The sequence below is a fragment of the Massilia sp. W12 genome (genome assembly GCF_037300705.1).
GTDB lineage: Bacteria > Pseudomonadota > Gammaproteobacteria > Burkholderiales > Burkholderiaceae_D > JACPVY01.
Genome location: NZ_CP147776.1, coordinates 3056155 through 3072430, shown reverse-complemented (window position 1 = coordinate 3072430; position 16276 = coordinate 3056155). Strand labels below are relative to the sequence as shown.

Annotated in this window: 11 protein-coding genes; 9 read left to right on the top strand and 2 right to left on the bottom strand. The window is 59.5% G+C overall.

All coding sequences use genetic code 11. The features are described from left to right. Positions 1-17 precede the first annotated feature (17 nt). A complete protein-coding gene (locus V8J88_RS12260) occupies positions 18-3098 on the bottom strand; it encodes a PAS domain S-box protein (protein WP_338844416.1) in 3081 nt (1026 codons plus the stop codon). Between the two features lie 122 nt (positions 3099-3220). Further along, positions 3221-3631, bottom strand: coding sequence for a thioredoxin domain-containing protein (locus V8J88_RS12255; protein WP_338844415.1), 411 nt, complete (start codon positions 3629-3631; stop codon positions 3221-3223). 106 nt (positions 3632-3737) lie between these two features. Between V8J88_RS12255 and tsaB the strand changes: the two genes are divergently transcribed. The 9 genes from tsaB (at position 3738) to V8J88_RS12210 (ending at position 16208) form a co-directional block, all read left to right on the top strand. Then, a complete protein-coding gene (gene tsaB / locus V8J88_RS12250; protein WP_338849824.1) occupies positions 3738-4448 on the top strand; it encodes a tRNA (adenosine(37)-N6)-threonylcarbamoyltransferase complex dimerization subunit type 1 TsaB in 711 nt (236 codons plus the stop codon). After that, positions 4441-4908: a ribosomal protein S18-alanine N-acetyltransferase gene (gene rimI, locus V8J88_RS12245; protein ID WP_338849823.1), complete on the top strand. Its 468-nt coding sequence runs from the start codon at positions 4441-4443 to the stop codon at positions 4906-4908. Before tsaB ends, rimI begins: the two co-directional genes overlap by 8 nt. A gap of 22 nt (positions 4909-4930) precedes the next feature. Then, positions 4931-5938, top strand: coding sequence for a uracil-DNA glycosylase (locus tag V8J88_RS12240; RefSeq protein WP_338849821.1), 1008 nt, complete (start codon positions 4931-4933; stop codon positions 5936-5938). Continuing rightward, positions 5935-7014, top strand: coding sequence for a DUF1853 family protein (locus V8J88_RS12235; RefSeq protein ID WP_338849820.1), 1080 nt, complete (start codon positions 5935-5937; stop codon positions 7012-7014). The genes V8J88_RS12240 and V8J88_RS12235 overlap by 4 nt, the downstream gene beginning before the upstream one ends. A gap of 453 nt (positions 7015-7467) precedes the next feature. Beyond that, complete coding sequence (locus V8J88_RS12230) at positions 7468-8085, top strand: hypothetical protein (RefSeq protein ID WP_338849818.1); 618 nt, start codon at positions 7468-7470, stop codon at positions 8083-8085. 135 nt (positions 8086-8220) lie between these two features. Next, positions 8221-8856, top strand: coding sequence for a hypothetical protein (locus V8J88_RS12225; protein ID WP_338849817.1), 636 nt, complete (start codon positions 8221-8223; stop codon positions 8854-8856). A gap of 375 nt (positions 8857-9231) precedes the next feature. After that, positions 9232-10893, top strand: a complete 1662-nt coding sequence (locus V8J88_RS12220; RefSeq protein WP_338849816.1) for a DUF2138 family protein — start codon at positions 9232-9234, stop codon at positions 10891-10893. A 2-nt stretch (positions 10894-10895) separates the two neighbouring features. After that, positions 10896-11615, top strand: coding sequence for a DUF1175 family protein (locus tag V8J88_RS12215; protein WP_338849815.1), 720 nt, complete (start codon positions 10896-10898; stop codon positions 11613-11615). A gap of 12 nt (positions 11616-11627) precedes the next feature. Further along, entirely contained in the window at positions 11628-16208 is a 4581-nt protein-coding gene (locus V8J88_RS12210) for an alpha-2-macroglobulin (protein ID WP_338849814.1), read from the top strand. The last annotated feature ends 68 nt before the right edge of the window (positions 16209-16276 follow it).

Sequence of the window (16276 nt, the reverse complement as noted above, 5' to 3'; positions counted from 1 at the left end):
CCGGGCAAACAGCGTCCTTATGAATGTCCGCTCTCCACATCCATTTGCGGCGCCTCATGCATGCGCCAGGTGTCGCGGCCATTGCGTTTGGCCTGATACAGCATCATATCGGCCTGATTGAGCAAGGCATCCGCAGTCAGCTCGCCGCCATGGAACCAGGCCAGGCCCAGACTGGTGGAGATTTTCAGTTCGAGTTTGTCCAAAGTAAACGGCTGGCGCATCACCTGCACGATTTTTTCCGCAATCATTTGCGCATCCGCCACCCGCACCGGGCTTTCCATCAAGACCGTGAATTCATCGCCGCCCAGGCGTGCAATGCTGTCGCTGGCGCGCAGGCTGTGGCGCAGTCTTTCGGCAAACGCAGCCAGCAGCAAATCGCCGGCGCGATGGCCATGGGTGTCATTCACCGCTTTGAAATAATCGATATCCATAAACATCAAGGCCATTAATGCGCCGCTTTGACGCGACTTGGCCATGGCGTCGCGCAGTTTTTGCATAAATCCTGCGCGGTTGGACAGGCCGGTCAGCACATCCAGTTGCGCTAATTGCAATAAACGCATTTCTTCCAGTTTTTTGGCCGTGATGTCATGCCGCATCACATGAAAACCCAACACCGTTTTGCCATCTTGCGCCAGCTGTGGAATATAGGTGCATTCCAGCATGCGGAATTTGCCGTGCGTGCTGACATCGTCCTCATATTGCACCGTCTCGCCGGCCAGCGCGCGCTTGATATATGGCGACACAATCGCGTAACGCTTGGGGCCTACCACCTCAAGCACCGGCTTGCCTTCGCAATTGTGCATATCGATGCCGATTTCGCGCTCATACGCCAGATTCCAGAAGCGGTAATGCTCCTGCGCATCAACGTAAGCCAGCATGGCCGGCATGGTGTTGGTGATGGTGCGCAAACGCGCTTCGCTTTCGATCAGGGCGATTTCCGCTTCACGCCTTTGCGTGATGTCGTCAACGCTGCCGACATAGCCGGCAATCCGCGCATCCAGTACGATGGCGGCGATTTTCACAGAAGCCCACACCAGCCGCCCATCCTGATGCACAAAGCGGAAGACGCCCTGACGCCATTCCTGATTGTGGCGCAGGCTTTGCAAGGCTTTTTCTATCATCGGCCGGTCATCCGTATGCACCGCCTGCAGCCAGCCATTGCCCAGCGCCTGCTCGCGCGTGAGGCCGGAAATCAATTCAAATGTTTTATTCACATAGGTGCAGCTGGCGTTTGCATCGGCGCGCACCAGCCCCAGCGGCGAGGCGTCGTTTACTGCCGCCAATTCGGCCTGGCTGGCGCGCAATGCGTGCTCATGGCGGCGGCGCAGGCTGATGTCTTCGCCAATGCACATCAAATACTCAGGTTTGCCCTGCTCGTCATCAATAAACAGGGCCAGCAAATGCAAATAGCTGATGCGGCCATCGCTGTGCAGAATTTCCTCTTCCAGGGTCAATTCCGCCGCAACGCCGGCTTGCAACAGGGCATTCAAACGGTCAATGATGCGCGTTATCGCCGGATTGAGTTGCGCTTGCTCTGAAGACAGATCCTGGCCCAGCATTTCTTGCGCGCTGACGCGGCTGATTTGCTCGGCATATTTATTCCATACCAGCAATTTGCCCAGGCTGCAGCGTTGCGCGCCGGCATGCACTTGCGCCACCGCCACCAGCACCGGCAGATTGTCCACCAGCGAGCGCAGAAAATTGCGGTTGTTGCGCAACTCCTGTTCTGCTTCTTTGCGCTGGCTGATGTCGCGCACTGTGATCGCCACCCCATTGCCGGTGGTGACGATTTGATGATGCAGCCAGCGCGCCTTGACTTGCTTGATGCGCAATTCAAATTCCTGTTCCAGCGTCTGTCCGCTTTCCAGCACCTGCACATATTGGGCAAAATAGCCCAGTTTTTTAAAGCCAGGCAGCAGCGCGCACAAGCGCTCGCCTTTGAGCGCCTGCACCGGCATTCCCAGCAAATGCGCCCCGCGCTGATTCACATGCTCGATGGTGAAGTCGATCACCTCGCCAGCCCCGTTGCGCACCGCCTGCAAGATGTAAAAGGCATCCAGCGAACCTTCCGCCGCCGCACTGAGCACGCTTTGCGCCTCCAGCGCTGCGCGTTCGCTGGCCTGAATGCGCCGGGTTTGCCAATGCAAGCGCGCCACCGCGCCGCCGATCAAGAGTGTGAAAAAGGCGGCGAAAGCCAGATACAGGCGGCGCGCTTGCTGGTAGCGCTGCGTGAAATTGCGCGGCAGCGCGGCGATCGCCTGCACCCCGAAGCCGGGCAAATCCTGCACCGCGAAATAGGCGGTGGGGGCCGCAGCCGGGTTTTCGCCTTTGCGCAGCAGGCGCGCGCCGCCTTCAGGCCGGGCTTGCAAAGTCCAATCGGTTTCGATCAGGGTTTGTTGCGGATGGCGGGTGATAATCGCGCCGCTGTCCATATTGCGCAGCATCAGGCTGACCGCCGGCGCTTGCGGCGCGTATTCATCGAGCAGATCAAAGGGATCGACGCCGATTTGCAATACGCCGGAGAAGACCCCGGAGGCATTTTGCAAACGGCGCAGGAAATGAATTTGCCAATGCGCGCCATCGCTGCGGCGCGGCCCGATGCGCTGCTGCGCCTGCTTCTCGGCAAAGGCTTTCAACAACTGAGGGGGGAGGGCGCTTTCCACGGTCTGCGCCGGGAATTGTTGCAGCAAATGGCCGCGCGCATGGTAGAGGCGCAAATGCGCCTGCTCAAAATTCAAGACAGTGTGCAAGGGATCGCGGTTGAGCCAGAAGCCATCCAGCCTGAGCGCCTGTTCCTGCGCGCCTTGCAGCGCCTGAAACAATGCGGCGGCATGGTCGGCGTTTTGCAATTGCAGCTTGCAATATGCGGCGAAATCGCGCACCGCCAGTTGTGCTTGCAGCCGCCCATCCTCATCCGCATTCGCGGTTTCGTTGCGCAATTGCAGCCAGACGCCGAGCCAGACCCCGAGCGTGAGTAAAACCGCAAACAGATACAGTAAATACAAATAGGCGAAAGCACCATGCTGGCCGGTGCGGCTGCGTGGCGCAGTGACGGCTGAAACACGCAATGCTGGGTGGTCCGGCGCGTGGTTCGACACTTTGCTCTCCCTTGCTTTGCTGCTGGCGCGTCTATTGTGCCCGGAATCGGCTCCCGGCAAAAGTCCGTTGCGCCGCTTCCTGCCCCTGCTTGTGGGTTTGGCGCAGCCGGCGTGCGGACTTGTCAGCTTTTTGCTTCTGATTCTTGCAGCAATTGAAATATATTCAGCGCATCGGGCAGCGCCTGCGCGGCGCGCTCCTCTTCACTCATGGCCTGCAGATTTTCCAGCAAACGCGCGGCGATTGCGCTTTCCGGCAGGGTGACGCCGAAAAACAGCGTCTGTGCGCCGCGCTGAATCAACAGGGTGGGGAAGTTGTCAATTTCAGGATCTTGCAAAAAATCGGACTCATCCTCAATATCGGCCCAGATGAAATCAACCTCTGGAAAGCGCTGCGCCAGCGCGGCGAACGGCGCGGCATAGGCTTTACAGGTCAAGCACCATTCAGCGCACAGGGCGCACACCAGCCAGCGCGTGGGCTGCAGGGTTTGCGCCAACTGGCGCCGGGTATCAGAATTAAGCGTATATGCCGGCATGATCGTGATCAAATTTTGCAAAAAATCCAGGGCATTCTAACGCGGCTCGCGCCATGCCACAGCAAGCGCGTGGCGGCCTCGCCCCGGGGCAAGGTAAAATAACGCCATGCACACTATTTTAGCCCTCGAAACCTCGACTGAGACCGCCTCAGTCGCCTTACTCACGCCCCACGGCTGCCTGATGCGCGCCAGCGAAGGCGTGCAAAACCATTCCCTCACCATCTTGCCGATGGTGCAAGAAGTGATGCGCGAAGCCGGCCTGGACTTTGCCAGCTTAAGCGGCATCGCTTTTGGCGCCGGCCCCGGTTCATTCACCGGAGTGCGCAGCGCCTGCGCGCTGGCGCAAGGCATGGGGTTTGCCCATAAGCTGCCGCTGTTGCCGGTGGTTACCCTGCAAGCCCTGGCGCAAGCCGCCTGGAGCGCGCTTGATGCGCCCCCGCATGCAGATCTCCTGTGCTTGCTGGACGCCCGCATGGAGCAAGTGTATTGGGCGCAATACCGCCGCCAGGGGCAAGACTGGCTGGAAGTGGCGGCGCCGGCCTTGAGCGACCCGGTGCAAGTCATGCCGCAACCCGCCGCCGCTCTGTATTACTGCGGCAATCCGGCGCAGGACTTGCCGCAACTGGCCGCCTGCCAGCGCGTAAGCGCGGTGCAGCGGCCACATGCGCAGCAAATCGCGCAACTCGGATTGCGCCAATTGCAAGCCGGCCTGGGCGTGGCCCCCGCCGATGCGCAACCTTTGTATTTACGCAATAAAGTCGCGCAAACCAGCGCCGAGCGCGCCGCCAAAGCGCACAGCGGAGGCGCACATGAATGACGCGCTGCCGGCCGGCTTCGCCTGGCGCATTATGCAGGCGCAGGATGTGGCGGAAGTGGCGGCGCTGGAACAGGCGGCCTACGTCTATCCCTGGAGCGCCGCCAATTTCCGCGATTCGCTGGCGCATGGCTATCACGCCTGGCTGCTGTGCGAAGAAAATGGCGCCGTGGCCGGTTACAGCATTTGTATGGATGTGGTGGACGAGGTGCATTTATTGAATATCGCGGTGCGCCCGGATTTGCAAAGACGCGGTCTGGCCCGGTGCATCTTGCAGCGCGCCATCGGCATGGCGCGCGCTGGCGGCATGCAATCGATGTTGCTCGAAGTGCGCCCCGGCAATCAGCGCGCGCGCGCATTGTATGAGCGTATGGGGTTTGTGCAAATCGGCCTGCGCAAGGGCTATTATCCAGCGCAACAGGGGCGCGAAGATGCGCTGGTGTTGCGCTTGAATTTTGATTGATGTTACAGGAAATGGGGCTGGCATGACAGGGGTGCAGGATTTCAGTGGCGGACAAAGCGCAATCTTGCGTGAGATCGGTGTGCCGGTATTCTGGCGCCTGCGCAGCCGCGCGCAGCAGCCTGAGACAGCGCCGCCGCCAGCGCTGGCGACTGAAGCCGGCCTGGCGCAGGTGGCGGCCCCGGCGACTGCCCTGAACCCTGCTCCTGCGCCTGCTGTGCGCACACCCGCTGCGCCGCCGGAAGCGGCCGCGCGGCCCGCCCCCGTGCCATCTGCGGCGCCGTCTGCGCTTGCCGCTCCCGCGCAAGCGGCCCAGGCCAGCGCCTGGGATGATGGCCCCGCCGCGCCGGCCACACCGGCCGCGCCGGCCCTCAGCGCGCCGGCCCCGTCCAGCGCTGCGCCGGAAACAGATCAGCGTGCGCAGGCGATTGCGCAAATGGATTGGCTGCAACTGGAACAAGCCGTGCGCACCTGCCGCGCCTGTCCCTTGGGCAAGGGGCGCACCCAGGCCGTGTTCGGCGTCGGCGACCGCCAGGCGCAATGGTTGCTGGTGGGCGAAGGCCCGGGCCGCACCGAGGATGCGCTGGGCGAACCCTTTGTCGGCAAATCCGGCAAACTGCTCGACAATATGCTGGCCGCATTGCAATTGGCGCGCGGGCGCAATGTGTATATCGCCAATATTGTCAAATGCCGGCCCACTGATGCGCGCGGCAATGATCGTGCGCCGACCGAATTTGAAGCCGCCGCCTGCCGTCCTTTTTTGCAAAGGCAAATCAGCTTGCTGCAACCGCGCGTCATGTTGGCGCTGGGCAAAACCGCCGCGATTTCACTCTTGCAACTGGATGCGCAAACCCCAGTCTCCGGCTTGCGCGCGCGCGTGCACCAATTTACGCTGAGCGGGCAGGGCGGCAGCATTCCGCTGGTGGCCACATACCACCCGGCTTATCTCTTGCGCAGCCCGACTGAAAAAGCCAAGGCCTGGGCCGATCTGTGCCTGGCCACGCAGCAAATGGCGCGCCCGGAGCCGGCATGAGCGCGCCGCCTGCCTGTGCGATTCGCAGCTGGCAGGCTGATTTTTATCAGCGCTGGTTCAGTTCCCCCGCTTTGCTGTTGGAAGAGCCGTGGCCAGCGCTGGCCTGGCTTTTATTCGCGCCGGATTTGCTGGACGCCGCAGCGCCTGCCTGGCAAGGCCGCTTAGCGCGCTGGCCCTCGCAGGCCCCCGCGCCGGCCACCTTGCCGGCCTGGCGTCAGGCATTGCTCAGCCACAGCGCGCCGCAGCTCTTGCAACAAGCCTGGGACGCCCTGCAAACCAGCCTGCCGCAGCAAACCCGTCTGGGCCGTCAGGCCGAAAAACTGCTTGGTTTTTATCTCGCCGCCAGCGGCCAATTGCAAGCCCAGGGTGTGCAGGTGCGCAGCCAGTTGCCGCAAGGCGGTTGGCGCACGGTGGGGGAATTTGATTTTCTGCTGTACGCCAGCGCTGACACGCTCTTGCATTGGGAATTGGCGACCAAGTTTTATTTATACGCGCCCTTGCAAAACGGGGCCGCCGCGCCCGATTATTTCCTGGGGCCGAATCTGGCCGACAGCCTGGGGGCCAAGATGCGCAAAATTTTGCAGCGCCAACTCGGCCTGGGTCAGCTTGGGGCCGCGCAATTGGCCTTGCCCTTGCAAGCCGCGCAAGCGTATGTCAAAGGCTGGCTGTTTTACCCCTGGCGCGTGGCGGATGTGGAAGATTTTTCAGGGCGCCAGGAGCTGACTGCGCTGTGTCAAAGCACAGGTTTGTCGCCCGCACATTGCCGTGGCTGGTGGTGCCGCTTATCCGATTGGGCTATGCTGGACGCCAGCCTGGGCGCGCCGCATTGGCGACTCTTGCCGCGCCTGCGCTGGCTGGCCCCGGCCTGGCTGGCGCCGCAGCATGCAGATCAAGCCCGCCCTTGCCACGCCTGGGCGGGAGAGTTGGCGCAGCAATTTGCCCAGCAGGCTATGCCGCAATTAATGGCCGCCATGCAGCCCGGCGCGGATGGCGTGTGGCGCGAATGCGCCAGGGTGTTTGTGGCCCCGGATGATTGGTTGTTGCGCGCCAGGGCCGGCGAGCGGGGTGCTGGCTGATAAGTGCGCGCGGTCATATGCCAGGGGGGGCGGTTAGCCGCTAATGAAGCGTAAAGAGCCACAACCTACAGAAAATGCAGTGTAAAACTGCGCCAAACAGAATTTTTCCGCGCCCCCCGCGAGAAATGCGCGGCAATTTCATCGGCTCATGAACAGCGCTGCCCTCCGCCGCATCAGCGCTGCAACTGCCATGCTGGCGAGGCGCAGCGGGGAGGTAAAAAATCCGCTTGCGGTATGTATCAAGAGTGCATTATTTTCTGACATAAGATGATTGATGTTATCATCAAGTGCTTGTGAATCAGATCGTTTGCATGATGTGAATTGAAAAATTGATGTACATACGATCTTCATTGCGGCAAGCCGCCGCAGCAAAACCAAGCTTGTCTGCTTCGCCTGTCAATTTGCAGATTGCATCAATCTGCCCAGTGTCTTTTATTTCAAATTGAGGATGTCATGATCAGTGAAGATGTCAATGAATTCGATGCAATCATCGCCGCCATGCGCGCATGGCATCGCACCGGAGCTGCGCCGCCGCCTGGCATAGGGATTACCGCCAACCCGGCCAATAACGTCTGGGATATGCAATATGGCAGCTATGGCAATGTGTTTGGTTCCATTCGCATGAACCGGGACAACTTTGAGGTTACCCATGTGACAGATGCTGGGGGCAATTTTATCAATTTTGCGTATAACCACATTTGGCCCGGCTTGATCTCTTTACCCGCCATCAGCACAGCACTGAGTCAAAATGCACTGGCCGGCAATCATGGCGCGCGCTCGCTGATTATTTTGCTGACCTCTGAATGCGCCCGTTCCACGCTGGTTGAGCGCTATGTGAAATCCCTGCTCAATGGCAATCAGCATACGCAAGCTTCCTATGTCACGGTGCAAGCCTTGACGGCGGAATACGCACATACCCAATTGGCCGATGGCGGTCAAGTTGGCCCAGGCCCGGCCTGGGCCCCATTGGAAATGCGCTCCCATCTGTACCACAATTCCCATAAAGCGCCGAATGTGGTGAATTTGTATGACCAGATCCTGGCGCTGAATACTGATCTGAATCAATACTGAAGGCCGGATTGATGGCAGCGGCAGGGACGCAAGCCGCGCCCCCGCAGCTGCCATGTTTCCGCCGCATCTTGCATCTTTCCGCCGGCGCAATGCAGGCGCTGGAAATTCCACACTCTTTGCACAGGAGATCACAACATGGCCTTCAATCCGGTCAGCGAAGTCGATAGCGGTTCAGATGGCGGCAAATTCACCGTCGCGAATCGAAAATTTTTCAATGCCTGTGGCGCCGCTCATTTCATGGGCAAGCTGCAGTTTCAGGATGTTTCCCATGCGGAACGGGCGGTGCCGATTTTTCATGACGATTGTCTGGAAGATAAGCCGGAGACCTATGCGCTGCTGCGCAATCTGCGCAAGGCAATGAAGCTGCCTTCCGCGCTCGCGCCCAGTTATGCGCTGGGGCAATCGACTTGCTCAGTGCGCTCCTTTCACCAAAATGAAAATGGCTATCTGCCATTTAAAGATGATGGCGGCGTCAGCACCAGCGGCTTGAGCGCGCCGGCAATTGGCGGAATGGCGATTGCCTTTGGCGGTTTGCCCAATAATCAAAAGCAGAAAGGAAGCGGCACTAACGGCCAGTTTCTTGAATACACCTGCGGCGATGGAATGCATGTTGAATGCCGGCTGATCGTGGATTACCGCTTTGGATTTATTTATATGACCCTGGGGCATTACCATAAAGATTCGTTTGCCATGCTGGCGCGCTCCGAGGCGGAAATCAATTTTGAATTGAAACCCACACTGCCTGCGCTGGGTGCGCGTTTCGGCGCATAAAGCGCAACGCCCGATTCTGCGCCAGCGCAATTGCACCCGACGCCTGGCGCAGAGATGGAGAACAGTCCCCCGCATTGCAGACTGCTGCAGATGAGCGCCTGGCCGAATGTCCAGCGCGCATGCGCCCGATCTTCTCAAAACATCACCACTGACGCAAGCCGCACCCGGCCAGCACAAGACATGCGCAGCGCCATGCATCCTGCCGGCCAATTGTTGGCCGCAGATCAGGACGGCGCTGCATCATGCCAGCCGCATCCACCCTGTTGCAAGCCTTACACAAAATTTCATCTCCGCCTTCAGGTGCGCCTTCCGGACATGCAAAAATAATGCATGCAAAGGATTTCCCTTTGCCCATGTCTTTCTTCCCATGCAACCATGAACAAGAAAAAACTCTTCGCTGGCGGGCTGGTCATCTTGGCAGTGTTCGGTCTGGTCTGGCTGGCCAAGGCGCGCCTGCCGTTTGGCGGCAAAGTCGGCGCGCTGGAGATCAATTTATCCCAGCCCGACGCCTGGATCAAAACCGACAGCCTGGCGCAGCTGCCGCGCGATTTGCTCAAAGTCCCCTTGGCGCGCGATGTGCTGACTGAAGATCTGGTGAATTACTACGAAACGCATGACGAGCGCTTGAGCATGTCCGGCGCAATCCGCCGCATCGCCTACGAGCACAATATGAAATGGGAAGACCGCTTGCTCGAAGCGGCGTTGAATGAAGCGGCGGAAGTCGCCTTGTGGCGCGATCAGCGCGGCGCGCTGCGCCATTATCTGGCGGTGGTGAAACGCAATACCTTGTCCAAAGCGATAGAACAAGCCGCCAAAATCGCCGCTTCCGATACGCAGTTAAGCAGCCTGGGACAGATCAGTATTGATGGCGATGAAGTGGAGCTGCTGGCGCTGAATATCAGCAATCAACGCACCTTTGTTGTGGCCAGCCATGGCGAGCGCATCCTGCTGGCGTCCAGTCCGGAGCTGCTGTTTGATGAGGAACAAGGCTTGCGCGAAGATGGCGAAACCCTGCTCAAGCAATTGCTGGGCAAAGATGCGGCGGGGCAGCAACGCTACGCCGACTATTTTCAATACAAGGCCGGCGCCAAGAATGAGAAGGCGGCGCGGCACGTTTTGATTATGGACGCCAACTTCATGTCTTTTGGCTACCAGCATTTCTTTGCCGGCATGCAAGCCTTGCGCTTTGAATTTGACCGCCAGGGCAAATGGAGCAGCGCGGTCTTGTTGGATGGCAAACAATTGCCGCCGGAATCCCTGAACGACGCCGTGTTATGGCAAGCCGCGCCGATGGACCCGGCGGCCTGCGCCTTGCTGCCGGTGGATTGGCAGATGGGCAACCGCGTGCTTGGCCCCTTGCCCTCGGAAAAAGTGGCGGCCTTGCTGAAACAATTCGATGGCCCGGCGGCGATTTGCTGGTATGCGCAATCGAATTTGCATACCCCGCTGATCCTGGCCCACACCAAGCCCGGCAGCAAACCCGATCCCTTGTTTTTGGAACAATTATTCCGCTGGATGATACGCGGCGCGCAACAAGCGCAAGGCGATAAAACCAAAGACGGCGGCCATCTGTGGCAGCATGAAGTCAGCGCCCCATTCGGCATGGCGGCCCAGGCCAAAGCCAAAGGCAAAGACAAGAAAAACACAGAAGGCGAAGAAACCGTGTATCAACCCGCATTGGCGCAACAGGGCGATTTCATTGCCTTTTCACCCGATGTGAAATTGGTGCAATTGGCCTTGCAAACCCAGGCCAAACGTTATCCCAATCTGCGCGATGTGCTGCCGAAAAACAGCAAAACCCTGGTCTGGCTGTCTTCGCCCAAGCTGGCGCAGATGATGCGCAATGAAACCCTGCAAGTGCTCGACACCCCGGGCGAGGAATTGTTTTTGATGCAGGCCAAAACCCATTTATGGCCCAAGCTGGACGCCTTGAAAAAATATCCATCCTGGCGTTTGCAACTCTCACGCCTGCCGGGCAAGGATGAAAAAGCCTGGTTGCCGGTCGAGTGGCACGCGGTCAGCAAGGGCCGGGAGTGAGCATGCCAGCCAGTTTTTTGATGCGCCGGCGCCGCCTGCTGGCAGCCGGCTTGATCGCCGGCGCGCTCAGTCCGGCGCATGCGCTGATCCCGCGCCATCTGCCTTCGCAGCGCAGCGCAGCGCTGCCGCCGGGCATGCAATTGGATCAAACCCAATCGCGCATTGTGCGCTTGTGGATGGCGAAAATCATCCAAAGCCAATTCAAGCAAGCCAATCCGCGCTGGCAGCAGCGCGATTGCGCCGGCCTGGTGCGCTTTGCCGTGGCGGAAAGCCTGCGCAGCCATGACGCCGCCTGGCGCCGCGCCAATGGTTTGCTGCAAGAAAAACTGCCGCCCGATCCACAGCTCAGCATGCAGCAGGCCGCTTTGCGCCACCAATGGCGCTTAGCCGATGGCCGCCAATCGTCCTGGGTCGGAGCGCTCGAATTGGTGCAGGAAAACACCGTGTTTGCCGGGCGCGACTGGCGCCGCGCGCAATTAGCCGATCTGTTTTTATACGACCAGGGCGACGCCCAGCATTTAATGGTGTGGATGGATGGCTATCTGGCTTACCACACCGGCAGCAATACAGGCAGCGGCAACCAGGCGCGCGCCAAGGATGACGGTTTGCGCAGCGTCCCCCTGCGCAAACTGCTGTCCTGGCAAGACACGCGCTGGCGTCCCGCGCCGGACAATCCGAATTTCGCCGGCGTGTACCGCCTGCAATTTCTTTCCGCTACTTAAGGTGCGAGCAAGATGATGAACATCAAGCGTCTGACTCAAATTTTCCTGCTGTTTTTGCTGTGCTGCAGCTCAGTGCTGCAAGCCGCCCCCAAAACCCTGGAGCCAAGTTATTACAACCCGGCCAACGGCGGCCCGTTTTTTCTTTTGACTGACGCCAGTTATGGCAGCAGTGAAAACGCCTTGGTGCGCTTTGAAACCACAGACATGTATCCGCTGGAAAATTATGGCGGGCTGGATCTGCGCATCTACCGCGTGCCCAAGCCGCTGGAATTTTTGAAAGCGCAAAAAAATCTGCACCGCATTGATGTGCAGCCGAATCCGGGCAGCGAGGGCTTGGGCAATGCCAGCACTTATTTGTGGGACAGCTGGTTTAAAAAATCGCGCATGGCCTGGCAGAGCCTGTTTTCAGCTGACAGCCGCAAACAAGTCACCAAGGAAGAGCCGCGCCTGCAAACGCCGAAAAACTATGGCGGCGCCAGCCAATTCAGCCACCCGAATCAATTCAAACCGATACCCGGCCTCGAACTGCAAGACAGCTTCCGCTATCCGGTGCATAACGCCAAAACGATTGCCCCGCCCAAAGACTTGAAGCTCGAAGGCAGCAACAGCAATCTGGCCGCCGGCAATGGCAATATCATGATCCCGCTGGGCAAGCGCGCACCGGGTCTGTATGTGGTGGAAGGCATGGCCGGCAGCCATCGCGCCGTCACCTTGCTGTTTGTGTCAGACTCGATTGCCGTGACCAAGAGCGCGGCGCGGCAAATGCTGGTGTGGAGCGTGCGCCGCAGCAGCGGGGCCGCTGTGCCGGGCACGCAAATTGTCTGGACAGACGGGGCCGGCGTCTTGCAAAGCGGGGTGACCGATGCGCGCGGGGTGGCTGATCTGCAGCGCGACAACCCGGAAAAAACCTATGTCTTCGGGCAAGATGCGCAAGGCGGCGTGTTTATCTCAGAAAACTTTTATTACGACAGCGAAATTTACGACACCAAGGTGTACGCCACCACCGACCGTCCCTTGTACCGTCCCGGCGACACGGTGTTTGTGAAAGTCTTTGCGCGCCAGTTTTTGCAAGCCATGCAATCCAAAGCCGCCACTGCCGGCGCCTTGGAATTGCAAGTGATAGACCCGAATGGCATGCCGGTGGCCAGCCAGAAATTGCAACTCTCGTCCAGCGATGGCGTGGACAGCAGCTTACGCCTGCCGGATAACGCGGCGGTGGGCGGCTATGAATTGCGCATGCGCTATCAAGACCAGCTGTATTTGGCCGCGTTTCGCGTGGCGCAATATCAAAAACCGCATTTTGAGATCAATTTGCTGGCGGAAAAAAACGGCTATAAAACCGGGCAGGCGGTGCGCGCCAAATTGCAATTGCGCTATCCCGACGGCAAGCCGGTGGCCAACGCCAAAGTGCAACTCAGCTTGCGCGCTCAGCAGCTGACCATGGTGGAAGGCGATTTGACCTATTCCGGCCAATTTCCGCTCAAGCTCAAAGCAGAGGAATATGAAAGCGATAGCAAGGGCATGGTCGAGCTGGATCTGCCGCCGGCCAAGGAACCCAGCCGCTATATCATCACCGCCTTCGCCAGCGATGGCGCGGCGTATCGCGTCAAACTGTCACGCGAAATTCTGATCGAGCGCGCCGCCAACGCTTACCAAATGCGCGCCTCCGAGCAAATCAGCCAACCGCAGCAAAACGTGCGTTTCACGCTGCAGGCCCAGGGCGCACAGCAAGCCAATGGCGGCAAACCGCAGCGCTGGCAGGCGATTAAGCTGGAAAACCGCGAAAAAACCGAAGGCAGGATTAACGGCGCGCAATTTGACATCGCCTTCGCGCAAAGCGGTTCTTACACCGTCAGCGCACTCGATGAAGAGGGCAATGTGCTCGGCGCCACCACGCACTGGGTGGCGGGCGATGGCATGCAGGCCTCGCCCGGCACGCTGGAAATTGTATTCAATAAAGATCACTTCCAACCCGGTGAAACCGCGCAAGCCTTGATCACCTTCCCGGAAGAAGTCAGTCAGGCGCTCTTGACGATGGAGCGCGATAAAGTGGAAGCGGTGGCGCTGATGGCGCAGGGCGAAGCCTGGGTGCGCATGCAAAAAATCGGCGCGCGCCAATACCGCGCGCATATTCCGGTGAAAGCGGAATACGGACCGAATATGACCTTCTCCGTGGCGTATGTCAAAAACGGCCAGTTTTTATTTGAAAACGCCGGCTTGCGCGTGGCGATTCCCAAAGTTGATATCGCGCTGCGCTACGCCAAGGAAGTCTATCAACCGGGTGAAAAGGTGACGCTGGAAGTGCAAACCAGCGTAGCCGGCAAACAGGTCGCCGCCAATCTCTCGCTGGGCGTGGTGGATGAAATGATTTACGTGCTGCAGCCGGAAATCGCGCCGGATATCTTTGACTTTTTCTATCATCCGCGCCGCAACAATGTGCGCACCAGCGTCAGCTTGAACTTCGTCACCTACGATCTGGCGATCAGTAAAAACGGCGAAGTCCCGCGCCGCAGCGAAGTCAATGAGCGCAATGTCAAAGTGCTGGAGCGTCCGCGCCGCGACGAGGTGGACACCGCCTTCTGGGATGGCAATCTGAAAACCGATGCCAATGGCCGCGCCGCCGTCAGCTTCACCATGCCGGATTCGCTCACGCGCTGGCGCATCACCGCGCGCGCCATGAATGAGGCCGGGGTGGTGGGACAGAAATCAAGCTGGCTGCGTTCAGATAAAGCGTTTTACGTGAAATGGACCAGCCCGGATTGGATGCGCCAGGGCGATGCGCCGCAAGCCGCACTGGCGCTCTTTAACCAGACCCGGCAAGAGCAAAAACTCGATTTGCACATCAATGGCGCCGGCTTTGAGAAAAAGCAAAGCGTGAATTTGAAGCCCGGCATCAATTTCCACAGCGTCGAGCTGGCCAGCATCAATCGCAGTCAGCCGCTCACCATGCGCCTGCTGCAAAACGGACAAAGCGTGGATCTGTTCCAAACCGGCTTCAAACTCTTGCCGCAGGCTTGGCGCAGTCCGCGTGCGGTCAGCCTCAGCGCAGACGCGGGGGAAGTTGCGCTGAGCTTGCCGCCGGATGCGGCGAATGTCAGCGTGTTTTTCGCCAGCAATGCGCAAGACCAGTTTGCGCGCGTGATGGAGAATCTGATCGAATATCCATATGGCTGTGTCGAGCAAACCGCCAGCCGCTTGATTCCGCTGACCCTGGCCTTGCAATCGGCCGCGCCGCAACACGCGAAAATCGCCCCGCGCTTACAGCAAATCCTGCACACCCAGCGCCTGCGCTTAGCGCAAATGGCCGGGCCGAATGCGGTCTTCAGCTGGTGGGGCGGGCAGGGCGAGGCTGACCCCTTTGTCACCACTTACGCCTATTACGCCGATTGGCGCGCGGCCCAGGTCTTGAAATTGAATCTGCCAGAAGGCCACTTCAGCAATCTGCCCAAGCTGTACGCCGAGCACGGCGTCAAAGCGCCGCTGCAGCAACAGGCCTTGATGCTGTGGATGATGAAGGAAATCGGCTTGCCGGTAGAGGGCGTGGCGGCGAATCTGGCGAAATCCTTGCAAGCCAAAGCCGGCCCCGCGCAAGCTTCTGCGCAAGACAGTTTGCTGATGGGACAGGGCGAGGGCGCGCTGCAACGAGCGCTGGCGCTGGGCATATTGTCCAAAGTCACGCCGGCGGCCAGCTTTGGCGCGGAACAAAGCGAGTTGCTGCGCAAAGCCAATCTGCCTTTAAGCCAGGCTTTATTGGTCTGGCTGCGCCAGGCCGGGCCGGATGCGGCGGAAAAATTGCTGGCCGCCAGCAGTGTGCAAAGCCCGACGATTGACCGCGCCATCAGCCTGGTGTGGCTGCAGCAAAGCATGGGCAATAAGCTGAGCGAGTCTGGCGCCGCCGCCAAACTGGGCGCGCCATGGCAAGCCAAGACCAGCAATCTGGGGCATACCTACTACAGCCTGCCGGAGGGACAAAGCCTGCCGGCGCAGCTGAAGATAGAGGGCGCCAAAGCCGGTTTGGTGGCGCAGGTGCAATACGATTCCAGCGCCGCCGAAGCGAGCGGTTTGCCGCTCAAATTCACGCGCCGCATCTATCGTCTGGAATCCGATAAAAGCAAGGTGGAAGCGCCCAAGCCAGGCCAGGAAAAGACAGGCAAACAGGCCGCCAGCGCGCCGCCGCCGCCCTCATCGGAAGGGGCCAGTTTCCGTCTGGTCTTGCTCAAACCGGGTACAGTGCTCAAAACCAATGAGCTGTATTTGGATGAAATCGAGCTTGAATCGGGCAGCGCGCATCAACATGTGTTAGCCGAAATTCCGCTGCCGCCGGGGGCGGCGGTGGAAAGCTCGACCTGGGGCATTAATGTGCGCAAGGAAAATGAATTACAAGGCTTGGAGCGCGCCCGCCATCAGGTGCTGGCCGCCGGCTACGCACTGCCGTTTGAGCAATTGCAGGGACGCGAAGTGCGCCGCCATTTACTGCGCTTTTCGCAGCCGGGTAAATACCGCCTGCCGCCAGCGCGCGCCTGGCGCATGTATCAGCCGGAAAAGAAAGCCTATGAGGCCGCCGTGGCCTGGGACAAGATGGACGTGCAATAAGGCGGGCCGGGGCGATGTTGAGATTGAAGAACATACAGCGCATGCCTTGGCCGCGTTTCGCGCCCCGG